Raw genomic sequence first — 13,868 nt, forward strand, 5'->3', positions numbered from 1 at the left:
CTTTTATTTTTTGTCGTTATTTAAATCACGTGAAATCAAGACATTACCTTTATCGTCATGACTCACATTCACCGCTAAAAGTAGCGGGAGCGAGTCAAGGAACTCGTCGGGGCGATTCAAATCCAGTGAACCGGAAACCGGTAGCTGTGCCAAACTGGCGTCGATAAGCTCAATATTGCCCTGCCGATAGCGCTGTAATTCAGACAGTAATTCACCCAATGGCCGGTTACGGAATAACAGTTGCCCACTGCGCCACTCACCGATTTCAGCGGCCGGTAATTGGCTGAGTAGCAAACTTTTTTTCTCCGGTATCAGTTGCGCTCTGTCTCCGGCATGGAGCATCACTGCGGCCATATTCGGCCTACCCGTCATGGCGACAATGCCTTGCTTCACGGCAACCGCGACCTCGCCTTTTTCGTAGCGCACATCAAACGCCGTTCCCACCACCTTCACCTGACTCTCGCCCGCATAGACTAAGAAGGGGCGGGTTTTATTCGATGCCACTTGCAAGAAGATTTCGCCCTGATCCAGCCAGAGTTGGCGGTTTTCTTTCGCGTAATGGACGCGAATTTGGGAATGACGATTCACATGTACTCGGGTGCCATCAGAGAGCACAATCTCACGGCTGTTTTGAGCGGTTTGCAGTTGGATATCATTGGTCAGTAATAGAGGTAGCTGGCTCATCGGCAGCAGCAGAGCAACTAAGAAAAATAGCCCAGCGGCACAACTGCGTAAGGGCCGCCAACGGCTGAGGTGTTTTTTCGGTTGAGGTGCACTCACTGGGCGAGGTATCAATGCGCACTCTCCCCAAATCTGCTGCATTTGGCGATAAGCCTCGGCATGAGAGGGGGCAATTTGCAGCCATGTATCGAGTTGCTGCTGCTCCTCGTTGGTGAGGCGTCGTGCTTGGCTACGGCTAAACCACAGCGCCGCTTGTTCATCGATTTCAGCATTCAGAGAACGGCTATCACTCATCATGTTGCTCACTCCCTTGTTCAGCAACGTAGCGTTTGCAATGCAACAAGGCACCTGCGATATGTTTTTCGACCATACTGACAGAAATCCCCATTCTCTCCGCCACCTCAGTCTGCGATAAGCCATCAAAACGATGCATCAAAAACGCTTCACGACGGCGCGGACTCAGGCTGTTGAGTGCCTCTTCCAATCGGCTCAAGCGTTGCTGTTGCTCCAACACATGATGTGGATCGGCGCCAGCGGGTGCCATTTCTGGCTCCGGTGACACTTCATCATGGCTTTGCGTCATCGCCATGCGCTGCTTGCCCGCCGCTCGCCAATGATCAATCAACACCCGGTGGGCAATCTTAAAGAGAAATGCCCGCGAATGCTCGACTGGCGTCTCTTTCGCTCGCTTTAGCCACAACGCAAAGACATCTTGCGACAGATCGGTAGCGTCGCTGGCATTATCCAGCCTTTTGCGAAAGAAGCTGACCAACTGACCATAAGTGCTCTGGTAAGCCAGACTCACTTTGTTTGATGGCGGTTTTTCCATGAATGCATCCGTTAGACAGTACAGCCTCAGGCAGGCGACGAGTGGGCAGTTGCGCGGCACCCCTGCGGCATCAGGTACATCAATCCAGTGGCTCACATCTTGCTGGTGAAAAAGGGCAATAAAATACTGGGCCAAAATGAGGTGAATGCGATTTAGCTTCACACTTCTAAGGTTGGCGGTTATAAGCGAAAACAATGATCAAATGCAAATGATAATCACAATAACTATCAATCTGCTTATTGATTTGTATAATCTGTCGCTTATTATTTGCAGATATTTCAATATCGTGGTGGGTAACTTCACGCTGAAATAAGCCATAAAGTCATTATTAATCAAAATAATAAACGCATATCACTCATTACCTGCGGAGTCTGTAATGAAATTATTCTGCCTCATGGCAGCCAGCGGCACCCTTATGCCGCCCGTCAAGAAAGACCATAACTTCAAAGTGGACTTACCCTTTGGGCGACCCAAAACACGCTGGAGCATTAGCTTATTACTGGGTATCGGTTTGCACTTAATGGCCGCTGCTTTCATGCTCAATTGGATCAGCAAAATGCCCCCTCAGGGGATGCTTCCACCTGCGGTGTTGATCGAGCTAACGCTCTATCAGCAGGCAAAATCCCTCCCTCTGGATGTCCCGCACGGGCCACAGCAAAATATGGCGGCACCGGATGATGCGCCACCGGAAAAACAGCCAGAAGATCTGCCGAAGTTAACTGCGTCCCCTAATGGCACTCATGCCATCAGACCGGAGAAGGTGGTGCAGAAGAAAAAAATCACGCCGGTCAAAGTGCGAACAGATACGCCTCTGCCGGTTGTCGCAGAAAAAGCGGCCCCGACCACCAGCGCCCCAGTGTCGGGAGATAGCCACAAAAATGCCGCGACATTCTCCAGTGAAGCCTCCGCTGCCATGAGTGGTAAAGCCTCGTGGCAAAGCGATGTACTGGCACACTTGGCGCGTTATAAACGCTACCCACGGGAGGCATTGCGTTATCGTCTAGAGGGCGTTAGCCACATACGATTTGTTGTTGATCATCAAGGGAAAGTACTCAACGCCGCGCTATTTTCCAGCTCAGGCGCGAAGATTTTAGATCGCGAAGCCATGGTATTGATCTCACGCGCCCAGCCGCTGCCGATCCCGCCCGTTGAGCTATTAAAAAATGGCGTCATTGAGTTGATTGCACCCATTGCTTATAACGTGAAGGGATGACGATACATTGCGATATTTTTCGTTCCATAAGGTAACATAAAATATTACACAAGATAACATATATCGTTCCAAAACCCAGTGTCATTCTGATACTATAATGACACTGGGAAAAAGAAGGGCACAGGGATGATTGAAAACTTTAGAGATGGCCAACTGGGTTCATTAGCCCAGTTCCATCGGAACAAAAAGCGGAGCAAGGATATTCTCGTCACCATAGAATCAGCACTGGCGCGTAAGCTCGATATTATCGAATACGCGACCACTGAACGTTCCTTATTTGCGCCCCCAAGTAATCATTACGAGCGCTTATCAGGTTCACTGGCAGGATGGTCAAGCATTCGAGTCAACATACAATGGCGATTAATTTTTCGTTGGCGAGATGACGCAGCACACGATGTTTATCTTGATCCACATAAATACTAGTAAGGGATGTTATGGATACTATTTCACGTGAACCAACCACAGTCGGCATTATGCTACTGGAAGAGTTTATGAAGCCGCTTAATATCACGCAGGCAAAACTAGGTGAAGCACTGAATCTGTCACGCCCTCGTATTGCTGAGATACTCAGTGGCAAGCGTCGTATCAGTATTGAAGAATCCGTAATGTTGGCAGCATTGTTTGAAACAGACCCAGATTTTTGGATTAATGTTCAAGCTGGTCATGATCGCTGGGAAGCGCGGCAAATGATGGCGACCAAAACAGATTTAAAGCCATTTAGGGCGTTACTGGCGAGGTGATTCTCTGCCAGTAACAGTTTTACGTGCACACTAGTTATTTCAGCGCTGAATCAAATAGCGGATCGTGGGGCCATCTTGCTGGATATCCAGCACGGTATAACCGTAATTTCGGGCATCCAACGGAATGTTATTGATCGATTGCGGGCAGTCGCTGATCACTTCCAAAATTTCACCTGGCTTCAGCTGTGGCATGGCTTCTAGCGTGGCTACCGCTGGGTATGGGCAGGGTTCACCCACCATATCCAAACGGTAATCAGGCACGATAGGTTTTGCTGGTGAATGACTCATAGTGACTCCTTAGCAGGGAGGGATGCGGCAGCATTCTGTTGGCGGGCCTTTTGCTGACGGAAAAAGTGTTTTTCCCACCACAGCATGGCGGCAAAGGCGATAGCCAGCATCAAGTAAGTGACCAGTAATCCCCCGATCGGCCCGAAGGTTTGCAGCAGATTGACCTTGTCATAATTGGTCGCCAACGCAGGGGCAAAATCGTCCCAGTAGTAGGCCAAGATTGTCGCGCCAATAATATTCCCCAGCCCCACCCACCAATAGTGAATCTGGCCTTCCACCGCGCGGTACATCCAGCCCGTTTCACAGCCCCCCGCCAGAACGATACCAAAACCAAACAACAAACCGCCGATCACGGCGTTCGGCCCTGCCCATAAAATTTTGGGCGCGACGCCCAGTTGTACGTAACTGAAGATACCGATGGCACTCACTGCCATCCCCAGAATAATGGCTTTTGCCATATGGGTACGACCAGTGATCCACAGGTCGCGGAACGCCGAGGTAAAGCAAATCTGTGCCCGTTCAATCAACAACCCGAAGCCAATGCCGCATAACATGGCAATGCCCAATTTAGGGTGGCGGAATAGCTCAATCAATGACCAACTCACTGCTAAAACAAACACCACCATACCCAAGCGAAAACGCCGCGCGGCTCGGGCAGGATGTTGAGTCAGCGGCGCAGCCGATGTGACTTTCTGTAATTTCACCGGGATACGAAACAGCGGTAAGAGCGTGAATTTGGCACCAAAATAGGAGCCAGCCGCCGTGGCCAAGGCAAAGAACCACGCATGCAATGAGAACTGTGGAATACCGGTAAAGAACGCGGCCAAATTGCACCCCATTGCCAAGCGAGCACCGAAGCCAGCAATAATGCCGCCCACCAGTGCCTGCGCAATGCGAATACCGTGCTGCGGCTTACGTAATTTCACGTTATTGGCCCAGAGCGCAGCGGCGATACATCCGGCAAACATACCGATGATCATCATGCCATCAATACGATCTAACGGTGTGCCTTCCAGCCCGATAACTTTAAAGTAGCCCCACTCTTGTGGATGCGCACCAAACAGCTGCATTAAATGGCCACCCCAGCGTGTGAATTCGCCGGTTACCGCCCAAAAAGTACCGGTTAAACCAAAGTAATACGTCGAGAGAATCCCCGCCGCTATCACGGCAGGCAGCGGCGCCCAAAAGCGCACCAGATAATCAGATTTAAACGTTTGCCAGCTCACACTGACACCTCCAAAAGACAGGTTGCCGCCGGCGATAGCAGATTATTCGCGGCGATAGAAAATAGACCTACTCATAATAAGCCAATTAATCTGTCAATGAAGCATCATCCTGTCGTTATTTGGATGTTAAGCAAAAGTTAACTCACTAAACACGCAATTGGCCCATTAAAGCAGCATCAATTAAGGGTATCGTCTGGTGGCGATTGATAATCCAACGACAACGCCATGCGTAAAATGGCGGCAACCGGTTCAAAGAATTGCTCGGGGATGGTTTCACCGCATACGACGCCGTGATGCAGCGCTCGCGCCAGCGCAATGTTTTCCACCACGGGGATTCCATGTTGCTCTGCCAGTTTGATAATTAGGGCTGCTTTTTCACCCTCACCTTTCTCGATCACTACTGGCAGTGGCGCATCTTCAGCGTGATAGAACAGGCAAACGGCAAAATGGGTGGGATTGCGTACCACGGCAGTCGCACGCTGAACATTTTTGGCAAAACTGCCACTTTGGACTTCTTGCTGCATCTGCCGGCGTTTCTGCTTAATATGCGGGTCACCATCGCTGTCTTTGTACTCACGCTTAATTTCCTCAAGGGACATCTTTAGTTGTTTCAGGGTGTTGTAGCGCTGAAAAGAATAATCCATCAGGGAAAAAACCACATAACACGCTATCAGCGCCCCCAATAACCAGCTCATTAAGGTCGCAAAAATAGGGATGGCACATTGGCTGCCACAATACGTCAAATAACCAAATGAGGGGGAATAGCTCATCAATAAATAGCCGAGAATCAACGTCAGAACCGCGACTTTCAGGATTGATTTAGTCAGTTCAAACAAACTGCGTAACGAAAAAAGCTGTTTCGCATTATTAATAGGATTAATGTGCTCGCCTTTAAAAGCCACCGCTTTTGTGGCTAATAACGGCCCAACTTGTGCCAGACCGGAAAGCATGGTGATGAGAACCAGTGCGCCGCCTAATATCCCCATAATATGAATAAATATCGCTAAACATTCACTCCCAATACGGGCCAGCGAGAAAGTTAGCGGGCGACCGATTTGTTCAATGGTGTCACGAATAAGCATTTTAGCTTGATCCACCAAAGTGTAACCCGTCAGCAGAAAGTAGGCGACCAACACCAGCAATTGAACGCCAGATGTTATTTCAACGCTTTTAATTACTTGCCCTTTCTCTCGGGCCTCTTTCAGGCGTTTAGCTGTCGGTTTTTCATTTTTTTCACCGCTTTCACCACTCATAGGTCGCCCTTATTCATCAGTGGGGTCAGTGTGCTCAATTTCTGTTCAGTATGTTTAATCCCAACTAAGTAATGATCCAGTGCATAAGGCAAGCTAATAAGAAGTAGCAGCAGGGCTAATGCACTTTTAATCGGCATAGCGAGAAAGAAAACATTCAGTTGCTGCGCGGAGCGATTGATTAGCCCTAAACAGAGATCGGCCAATACCATCACTAAAATCGCGGGCAATGCGAAACTCAGACAGAGCTCATACATGAGTTGCCACTCACTTTGCAGAAATTGCAGCATCGCGGGTGATGAATGAATACCACTCCCAATAGGGAGAGCGTCGTAAGATCCGTAAAGCGCTGCTAACACTAAGTTGAAACCGCCAGAAAGCAAAAACAGCACGGTCAATAGCTGGGTAAAAAGCACACCAAAAATCGAAGATTCCATACCCATACTGGGGTTGAATAAGGTCGACATCGTTGCCCCACGTAAGGTATCAATTAAGAATCCCGCCATATCAATGGCCCAGAAAGGTAACGCGGCGATAAAGCCCAATATCACCCCAATCATGAGTTCGATGCATAGAAACCCAATCCAAGTGGTAAGGCTCTCGTGAACTATCGGAGGATTGGGGAAAAATACAGGCATCATTGGTAGGGCAATGGCAAAGACCAATCCATTGCGCAATAAGCTACTGCCTAAACTACGGGCAGTAAAAATTGGCAATATCAACAACATGCCATAGGGCCGCATCATCGCGAGTCCAAGCGAGAGCAGCCAATTTGCATAGTCATCCATATCAGGGCCGCATATTGCCGACTTGTGAGAACGTCTGCTGGGTATAGTTCAGCAAAGTCACCCCCATCCAATGGTAAGTTATTAATAATGTTGCGGAGACTGCCAACAACTTAATTAAAAACTGTAAAGTTTGATCTTGTATTTGAGTCAGTGCCTGCAATAGGCTAACAATCAACCCGACCACTGAAGCCACCAGCACCACCGGCATCGATAGGAGTAACACTATCCACAGTAGTTGAGTCGCCAGATGAACAACAATGGCGTTATTCATTGCTGCCTCCTCTGGACAAAATTCATAAATAAGATCCCACCAATTGGCCCATCAATAGCCCCCATCCATTGACGAGGATAAATACTAATAATTTGAAGGGCAGCGATATCGTGATAGGCGATACCATCATCATGCCCATTGCCAGCAAGATATTAGAAACAATCAAGTCAATAGCCACGAAAGGCAGATAGAGTAATAGACCGATTTTGAATGCTTCGGTCAGTTGGCTTAGGGTAAAGGCAGGCATTAATATCAGCAGTGAGTTTGCTTTCAGTGTGTGGCGATATCGTTCTGGCCACTTAGTGTTGACGACCCCCTGAAAGAAGTTAGTTTGCTCAGCATCCGTATTACGTTGTAAAAAATCGCGATATGGCCCAAGGGCATAGTCATCAATATGTTTGATTAAAGCACCGATATCATTGGGTAATGGCTCCCCTTGCAGGCGGGCGTGCACATCCAAGCCAACCGGAGCCATAATAAAAATGGTTAATACCAACGCCAAGCCATAAATAGCAATGTTAGGCGGAACTTGCTGTACCCCTAAGGCATTTCGCAGCAATGAAAAGACGATAGATAACTTAAGGAATGAGGTCCCCATGACCACCAGCAGTGGCAGCAATGACAGAAAAAAAAGCAAAAAAATCAACTGAGAGGATGAATTCAATAGCTCCATAGGCAGTCCCGTAAAAGCTAGCTTATAAGGTAGGAATCAATACCCTTATTATTCTTATCGTTAAGCCTGCAGAGGATCGGGTGATGACCTGAATAAAGTTTTTTATCTTTTTTTTATTAAAAATCAATATGATTCGGGTGCGAGAACGCAGCCAACAACGCTGCAACGTCAAGGATGAAGGGATGACCCAAAAGCATTGGCGTGACAGCTAGGCGGGGCCAGTGAGCAAATCCCGATGAGCTGACTCAAGTCAGTGACTCGGGTGCGCGAGCGCAGCCAACAACGCTGCCGCGTCAAGGATGAAAGGGGTTACCCAAAAGCATTGGCGTGACAGCTAGGCGGCCAGTGAGCAAATCCCGCGGAGCTGACTCAAGTCAGTGACTCGGGTGCGCGAGCGCAGCCAACAACGCTGCAACGTCAAGGATGAAGGGTAAGGTGCCATTGAACGACCCTAACGACCAACTCCCCCCCACACGCCAACAAACTGCCACTCCCTACGGGCTGACCATTGAGGCGAATACACACTTCACCGTAGAAACTGGCTTGGCAATCCAGTGTTTGCCCGACTGCGATCTGTTTGATATCCCCTAGCGGCAGTGATATTCGACCGATTTCCATCACCAATGTTTGCGGTAATGTATCGAGTTCTAGCGATTGTGGCGCGAGCGGTGCGACGGCAGTATCGAGCGCCAGCAAACGATCAATATCTTCATTTACTTGCTGAATTGTCATTTTATTTCCCTCATCCAACTTGATATAAATTTGCGGCGATCCCATTTGCCATAACCAACAGTTTCCTTGCGCGAGTGCGGCGGGTGCCGCAACTTTCAGCCCATCTCCAGGCCCAATTTGTTGTAACTGACCTATCGATAAGCGACACCATCCCGCGGCTAAGCTGGCCTGCCAAAGAGTGACTTGTTCGAGGGAGGGATCACATTGCCAATGGTCACTTTGCCAAGCCGATAAAGTCTCTGCCAACGCCCTATGCGGCCAGCCAATCAGCGTAGCCTTAAATGGTTGCTCCTCAAGCTCGAAGGCCAGTGTCACGCCCCATTGGCTAAGGAGTGTCATCGATTGCGGCTTGGTATTATGGGCGGCCAGATCAGGAAGTATCGCCAACAGTGGACTTACAGCCCAATCAGCCATCGCAACGATCAATTCTTCCGCGAGGAAATGGGGATCATCCGTCGCTAGATACATTGTTAACCAGTGTTTCCAGCAGATCTGAGGAAACCAAATACCGCAAGATTGACCATCAAATACGAGCGGTAAATATACGCCCTCTCCCTCAACCTGCATTAAAGTGGCGGATACCCCAGAGGCGTACCGCCCACTGCCGATGACCTCGCTAAGTTGGCGTAATTCAGCCGTCAGATTCTCCAGCATGAGTGACCTCCAGCAAGCAAGGGAAACCCAACATATGCAATTGGCGCTGCCAGCGAGTCTGTACCCGTTGCAGACGTTCGATTAAGTCACGATTAGTGTGGCTAAGCAGGATATGCAAACCTTGATGGGTCAGACTGACACTGACTCTAGTACCGCTTAATGGCCCGCTGACAATATTGTATTCACACTGCGTCGAGTTGCCGCCCTCCGAGGAGGCAATAGCATGGGCCATTTCTTGTGGGGAACGTAATTGTGGTGGAAGATAGCGGGCAAATTGCTGCCGCTGCCGCGCAGTCTCCCAATATGATTGATCACTTCTATAATGATGCTCGCCGAGTAGTGATAACGTCCCTTCAATATCGATACGACTCATCGCTTATCATTATCCTTAATTTTTCCTGCTCACGTTGATTACCACGTAGAAGCACAAGTTGTGACTCAATAGCGGCCCGTTTTTGTCGCCCCAACGCCACCTCTTCACCGATTTGTTTCTGTCGCTGCCGTTCAGCCTGATAGAGCGTATGTTGCAGCACGCGCTGCTCATCAGCCTGTTCAGGCAGCAACTTACCGCGCCACTGCGCTAGGGTGCGTAGCTGCTGACACAGCTGTTGCCGTTCAAGGCGACAATCCGCTAATCGTTGCTCTTGCTGCTGATATTCATGTCGTAGGTTCACCAGTTGCTGGCGTAAGCGATGCTCTTTTCTTTGCCGCAACGCCAGTAAGCGCGCCAAGATAGACCGCTGTGGGTGACTTAACTCAGCACCTGCGCCAGTTTCGCCAAGGTACTGCTGAGGTTGATAGCTTCGTGATCGCACGATAGACGAGTCTCCTGTTGCAAGAAGGCACAGATAGCGGGATAACGCTGTAGCGCTTCATCAGCTTGCGAGTCATGCCCAGCCTGATATTCGCCCACCCGTACCAGCAGTTCAATTTCCTGATAGCAGGCTTGAATCCGGCGCAGTTTTTGCGCCAGTGCCAAATGTTCGTCAGTCACAATTTGCGGCATGATGCGGCTAACACTGGCGGCGATATCAATAGCGGGGTAATGGCCTGCGCCCGCGAGTTTTCGCGACAGTACAATATGCCCATCCAATAACGAACGAACTTCATCAGCGACGGGTTCATTCATGTTATCGCCCTCGACCAACACGGTATAAAACGCCGTGATACTGCCACGATCGCTATTACCCGCTCGCTCTAATAGCCGGGGTAACGCCGCAAAGACACTCGGGGGAAAACTACCTGCCGCGGGTAACTCCCCTGCCGCCAAACCTATCTCACGTGCCGCGCGGGCATAGCGGGTGAGCGAGTCTGCCATCAGCAAAACCTTTAGCCCGCACTCACGGAAATACTCAGCTATCGTGGTCGCAGTATAGAGCCCCTTTAACCGTTCCAACGCTGGACGATCAGAGGTTGCGACCACCACCACCGTGCGAGCACGCGCTTGTGGCGTGAGCACTTGATCTAAGAATTCTTGTACTTCACGGCCACGTTCACCAATCAGGGCGAGCACCATCACATCAGCATTGCTGCCCTCACATAGCATGCTCAATAAGGTGCTTTTTCCCACACCTGCCGCCGCAAAGATACCCACCCGCTGGCCTTCACCACAGCTCAATATTCCGTCCAACGCCCGAATACCGGTTGTCAGAATGCGCTGTATCGGCTGACGGGTCAGTGGATCCGGTGGGAGACTATCCAGTTCACGCCAATGCCCACTCAGTGGTGGGCCGCCGTCGATAGGCGCCCCTAAGCCGTCCACAATACGCCCCAGCAAATCAGATCCTGTACGGACACGGTGTGTGTGCCTCAGTGGCCGGACCCATTGGCCACTGCGCAACCCAACGGAAGCCGCAAAGGGAGAAAGGAGTGCTGTTTCCTGCTCGATAGCGACGACTTCCGCTAACATATTCGATGATTCGATTTGGCAAAGTTCACCTAACGCCACACCCGATAAATGTGCGCGGATCAATGTTGGGCCAACATCCAGTATTGGCCCCCGATATTCCGCCGCCTCTGGCACAGAGGACGATAAGCGCAATTGTCGATTGAGCTTATCGCTTAATGTTGAACAATCAGGCAACCGCATGGATGTCACCGTCCATTGCTTCATCAAGTTCCTCACCGATAAGTTCAATGGTGTCTACCACCCTGATATTCATCTCATCGCCCAGCTCCTGCCAAGACAGGACGGGAAGGGTAAAAATATCTCGCTCAACAATTTTGCGCACGAAGCGCCGCACATCGATAGATGCCAGCAGTACCGTATCGTTGTTTTCGGCGAAAGCTGCTCTAATCTTGCTGAGAATCAACCGCGAGTGTTTATCTCCCAACGCTGAGTAGGTGCCCGCTGATGTCTGGCGAATGGATTCACGGATCAGGTTTTCTGCGCCTTCGCCCAATCGTAAGACCGGCAACCACGACTTATTTTTGCTAAACCGACCACAGACATGCCGCCGCAAAGCGATACGGACATATTCGGTCAGCATCACGGCATCTTTCTCTTTGGGTGCCCATGCCACCAACGCGCCGAAAATAGTACGCAAATCGCGGATTGAAACATCTTCTTCCACCAGCCGTTGCAATATTTCGGCCACCTTGCCCACGGGCATTTGGCGTTGTAACTCTTTCACCAATTCACCGTAGCGCCCTTCCATGGCATCCATCAGATAACGGGTTTCTTGTACACCGATAAACTCTGATGTGTGCCTATCGAGCACGCGCGTCAGACAGTAAAGGATACGTTGATTTCCTTGCGCGTAAGGGATGCCCAATGTACTGGCTTGATTCCCCAGTTCTGGGGAAAGCCATTCAAAAGTGCCCATTTTTGCACTTAATTTTTGGCTGCGTGTTTCTAATTGGCGACTCGGTTGTACCAAAAGCAAATCGTCAGGAGGCAACGTGAGTGTCAGTACCGCTTCTTGATAGACACAGATCGATATCGTATTTTCGGCCAACGTGGGATCTCGGCAGATCATCACTTCTGGCAATGGCACACCAAGATGTTCAAATCTACGCCAACGTAAGCTGTCGATATCCCGCTCTAATTGGGGATAACGCATATTGTCGGCGCAGTACATCATCAACGGCACCGCGCCGGGCGTCATTTTGCTCGCAGGTAAAACCCCATTCTCATCAACATTTTTAGCTCCCCCACTTTGTGGCGAAGCGCGATTCCGTCGGTAAAGCAAAAGTGCGGGAGCCGCAACCAATAGCGCCAGCGTAATAAAAATGAGGAAGGGAAAACCCGGTAGCACGGCAAAAACCAGCAAGATCGCAGCAGCCAGCCACAGTGCATCAGGCTGACGCCCCACCTGTAACACCAAGTCTTTCGCCAGACTCTGCTTATCCCGACCCGGTACGCGAGTCACAATAATCCCAGCGGTGATGGAGATCAGCAATGATGGGATCTGGGCACATAAACCATCGCCCACGGAGAGCACCGCATAGGTGAGCATCGCTTGTTCCGCCGACATATTATGTTGCACCACACCGATGATGATGCCGCCAAAGATATTCACCAAGATGACGATGATCCCCGCGATGGCATCGCCTTTAACGAACTTCATCGCCCCGTCCATGGCACCAAACAGACGGCTCTCTTTTTGTACTCGCTCCCGCTGCCGCCCTGCCTCAGTAGAATCGATGACGCCCGCGCGTAAATCGCCATCAATGCTCATTTGCTTACCCGGCATCCCATCAAGGGAAAAACGGGCGCTAACTTCCGCGACGCGTTCAGAACCCTTGGTGATCACGATGAACTGCACCACCGTGATAATCGTAAAAATGATTAATCCCACGGCGAGATTTCCTCCGACCACAAATTGGCCGAATGCCTCGACTATCTGACCGGCATCATGCTGTAGCAACACTAAACGTGTGGTACTGATCGTTAGCGCTAATCGATACAGCGTGGTGATCAACAAAAGCGAAGGGAAGACAGAGAAATCGAGTGGATCACGCAGATAAATAGAGATCATCAGCAAGATGACGGATAAGGCCAAGTTAATTGCGATCAGCACATCGACCATGACGGTGGGCAGTGGCAAGATCATCATAAAGATTGCCACCAGCAGCATGATCGCTAAAAAAACATCCTGCCGCTCGGTGATCATCATCAAACTACGCTTGAGTGCAGACTCCCTCATGGATACTCTCCCGGCAGTTGACGAAGTAAGGCGCATTGCTGGCGATAAAGTTGATACCAAAACTCAGCATCAGACATCTCTGGTAGTGAGCAACTGACCATCATGTCTGTTTTTAGTAAATAAATACGCTGTGGCACACCGTTAAATCGTTCGAGCCGCCAACATTGCAGGAGCTGAAGTAAGTCATCGTTGTTATAGCTCCGATACTGCAAGCCACAGGTCAACAACAAGTTAGATGTTCGCCATTCAAGAAAAACCACTCGTGGCCCCAACTGCCACTGCATGCGGGAAGTGACTACCGAACAGGGTAATTCTGCCATGCGGGTAAACAGCTGTAGGTTACGGGTAACAACTAAATCCATCTCCATAACCCAT

General features: G+C 50.0%; 17 protein-coding genes. 3 read left to right on the plus strand and 14 right to left on the minus strand.

All coding sequences use genetic code 11. From position 1 onward, the window contains the following. Positions 1–3 precede the first annotated feature (3 nt). On the minus strand, positions 4–978 hold the full coding sequence (locus DA391_RS21040) for a FecR family protein (RefSeq protein ID WP_050080976.1): 975 nt from the start codon (positions 976–978) through the stop codon (positions 4–6). Continuing rightward, positions 968–1,510, minus strand: a complete 543-nt coding sequence (locus tag DA391_RS21045; protein ID WP_050080977.1) for an RNA polymerase sigma factor — start codon at positions 1,508–1,510, stop codon at positions 968–970. Before DA391_RS21045 ends, DA391_RS21040 begins: the two co-directional genes overlap by 11 nt. Positions 1,511–2,030: 520 nt before the next feature. Here DA391_RS21045 and DA391_RS21050 point away from each other — a divergent pair. From DA391_RS21050 to DA391_RS21060, 3 genes are all read left to right on the plus strand, one after another. Next, positions 2,031–2,723 carry an energy transducer TonB gene (locus DA391_RS21050; protein ID WP_409574519.1) on the plus strand — a complete coding sequence of 231 codons (693 nt, stop codon included), beginning with the start codon at positions 2,031–2,033 and terminating at the stop codon, positions 2,721–2,723. Between the two features lie 126 nt (positions 2,724–2,849). After that, a complete protein-coding gene (locus DA391_RS21055) occupies positions 2,850–3,146 on the plus strand; it encodes a type II toxin-antitoxin system RelE/ParE family toxin (RefSeq protein ID WP_108088177.1) in 297 nt (98 codons plus the stop codon). A gap of 11 nt (positions 3,147–3,157) precedes the next feature. Further along, positions 3,158–3,463: a HigA family addiction module antitoxin gene (locus tag DA391_RS21060; RefSeq protein ID WP_108088178.1), complete on the plus strand. Its 306-nt coding sequence runs from the start codon at positions 3,158–3,160 to the stop codon at positions 3,461–3,463. 39 nt (positions 3,464–3,502) lie between these two features. On the opposite strand, the gene yedF is transcribed toward DA391_RS21060, so the two are convergent. From yedF to DA391_RS21120, 12 genes are all read right to left on the minus strand, one after another. After that, entirely contained in the window at positions 3,503–3,751 is a 249-nt protein-coding gene (yedF, locus tag DA391_RS21065; protein WP_049605079.1) for a sulfurtransferase-like selenium metabolism protein YedF, read from the minus strand. Beyond that, positions 3,748–4,977 (minus strand): selenium metabolism membrane protein YedE/FdhT, encoded by a 1,230-nt coding sequence (gene yedE, locus DA391_RS21070; protein WP_057650928.1) that lies wholly within the window; start codon positions 4,975–4,977, stop codon positions 3,748–3,750. The genes yedF and yedE overlap by 4 nt, the downstream gene beginning before the upstream one ends. A gap of 176 nt (positions 4,978–5,153) precedes the next feature. Then, on the minus strand, positions 5,154–6,230 hold the full coding sequence (locus tag DA391_RS21075; RefSeq protein ID WP_050879171.1) for an EscU/YscU/HrcU family type III secretion system export apparatus switch protein: 1,077 nt from the start codon (positions 6,228–6,230) through the stop codon (positions 5,154–5,156). Next, complete coding sequence (gene sctT / locus DA391_RS21080) at positions 6,227–7,015, minus strand: type III secretion system export apparatus subunit SctT (RefSeq protein WP_050080981.1); 789 nt, start codon at positions 7,013–7,015, stop codon at positions 6,227–6,229. The genes DA391_RS21075 and sctT overlap by 4 nt, the downstream gene beginning before the upstream one ends. 1 nt (position 7,016) lies before the next feature. Then, positions 7,017–7,286: an EscS/YscS/HrcS family type III secretion system export apparatus protein gene (locus DA391_RS21085; protein WP_019211481.1), complete on the minus strand. Its 270-nt coding sequence runs from the start codon at positions 7,284–7,286 to the stop codon at positions 7,017–7,019. Between the two features lie 22 nt (positions 7,287–7,308). Beyond that, a complete protein-coding gene (sctR, locus tag DA391_RS21090; protein WP_050080982.1) occupies positions 7,309–7,959 on the minus strand; it encodes a type III secretion system export apparatus subunit SctR in 651 nt (216 codons plus the stop codon). Positions 7,960–8,376: 417 nt separating this feature from the next. Then, entirely contained in the window at positions 8,377–9,345 is a 969-nt protein-coding gene (locus DA391_RS21095; protein WP_108088179.1) for a YscQ/HrcQ family type III secretion apparatus protein, read from the minus strand. Then, complete coding sequence (locus tag DA391_RS21100) at positions 9,323–9,718, minus strand: hypothetical protein (RefSeq protein WP_050080984.1); 396 nt, start codon at positions 9,716–9,718, stop codon at positions 9,323–9,325. Before DA391_RS21100 ends, DA391_RS21095 begins: the two co-directional genes overlap by 23 nt. Next, positions 9,699–10,076, minus strand: coding sequence for a hypothetical protein (locus DA391_RS21105; RefSeq protein ID WP_050080985.1), 378 nt, complete (start codon positions 10,074–10,076; stop codon positions 9,699–9,701). Before DA391_RS21105 ends, DA391_RS21100 begins: the two co-directional genes overlap by 20 nt. A gap of 20 nt (positions 10,077–10,096) precedes the next feature. After that, entirely contained in the window at positions 10,097–11,434 is a 1,338-nt protein-coding gene (locus tag DA391_RS21110) for an EscN/YscN/HrcN family type III secretion system ATPase (protein WP_108088180.1), read from the minus strand. Then, complete coding sequence (locus tag DA391_RS21115; protein ID WP_050287380.1) at positions 11,421–13,493, minus strand: EscV/YscV/HrcV family type III secretion system export apparatus protein; 2,073 nt, start codon at positions 13,491–13,493, stop codon at positions 11,421–11,423. The genes DA391_RS21110 and DA391_RS21115 overlap by 14 nt, the downstream gene beginning before the upstream one ends. Continuing rightward, the gene (locus tag DA391_RS21120) at positions 13,490–13,861 is read right to left on the minus strand and encodes a type III secretion system protein (RefSeq protein ID WP_050080988.1); all 372 of its coding nucleotides are present in this window, start codon (positions 13,859–13,861) and stop codon (positions 13,490–13,492) included. Before DA391_RS21120 ends, DA391_RS21115 begins: the two co-directional genes overlap by 4 nt. Between the last annotated feature and the right edge of the window lie 7 nt (positions 13,862–13,868).

This window comes from Yersinia massiliensis, from assembly GCF_003048255.1.
GTDB lineage: Bacteria > Pseudomonadota > Gammaproteobacteria > Enterobacterales > Enterobacteriaceae > Yersinia > Yersinia massiliensis_A.

Bases quoted from the DNA above. Each gene is read 5' to 3' on its own strand.
- DA391_RS21040 (WP_050080976.1), bottom strand. From the start codon at position 978: ATGATGAGTGATAGCCGTTCTCTGAATGCTGAAATCGATGAACAAGCG.
- DA391_RS21045 (WP_050080977.1), bottom strand. From the start codon at position 1,510: ATGGAAAAACCGCCATCAAACAAAGTGAGTCTGGCTTACCAGAGCACT.
- DA391_RS21050 (WP_409574519.1), top strand. From the start codon at position 2,031: ATGGCCGCTGCTTTCATGCTCAATTGGATCAGCAAAATGCCCCCTCAG.
- DA391_RS21055 (WP_108088177.1), top strand. From the start codon at position 2,850: ATGATTGAAAACTTTAGAGATGGCCAACTGGGTTCATTAGCCCAGTTC.
- DA391_RS21060 (WP_108088178.1), top strand. From the start codon at position 3,158: ATGGATACTATTTCACGTGAACCAACCACAGTCGGCATTATGCTACTG.
- yedF (WP_049605079.1), bottom strand. From the start codon at position 3,751: ATGAGTCATTCACCAGCAAAACCTATCGTGCCTGATTACCGTTTGGAT.
- DA391_RS21075 (WP_050879171.1), bottom strand. From the start codon at position 6,230: ATGAGTGGTGAAAGCGGTGAAAAAAATGAAAAACCGACAGCTAAACGC.
- sctT (WP_050080981.1), bottom strand. From the start codon at position 7,015: ATGGATGACTATGCAAATTGGCTGCTCTCGCTTGGACTCGCGATGATG.
- DA391_RS21085 (WP_019211481.1), bottom strand. From the start codon at position 7,286: ATGAATAACGCCATTGTTGTTCATCTGGCGACTCAACTACTGTGGATA.
- sctR (WP_050080982.1), bottom strand. From the start codon at position 7,959: ATGGAGCTATTGAATTCATCCTCTCAGTTGATTTTTTTGCTTTTTTTT.
- DA391_RS21095 (WP_108088179.1), bottom strand. From the start codon at position 9,345: ATGCTGGAGAATCTGACGGCTGAATTACGCCAACTTAGCGAGGTCATC.
- DA391_RS21100 (WP_050080984.1), bottom strand. From the start codon at position 9,718: ATGAGTCGTATCGATATTGAAGGGACGTTATCACTACTCGGCGAGCAT.
- DA391_RS21110 (WP_108088180.1), bottom strand. From the start codon at position 11,434: ATGCGGTTGCCTGATTGTTCAACATTAAGCGATAAGCTCAATCGACAA.
- DA391_RS21115 (WP_050287380.1), bottom strand. From the start codon at position 13,493: ATGAGGGAGTCTGCACTCAAGCGTAGTTTGATGATGATCACCGAGCGG.
- DA391_RS21120 (WP_050080988.1), bottom strand. From the start codon at position 13,861: ATGGAGATGGATTTAGTTGTTACCCGTAACCTACAGCTGTTTACCCGC.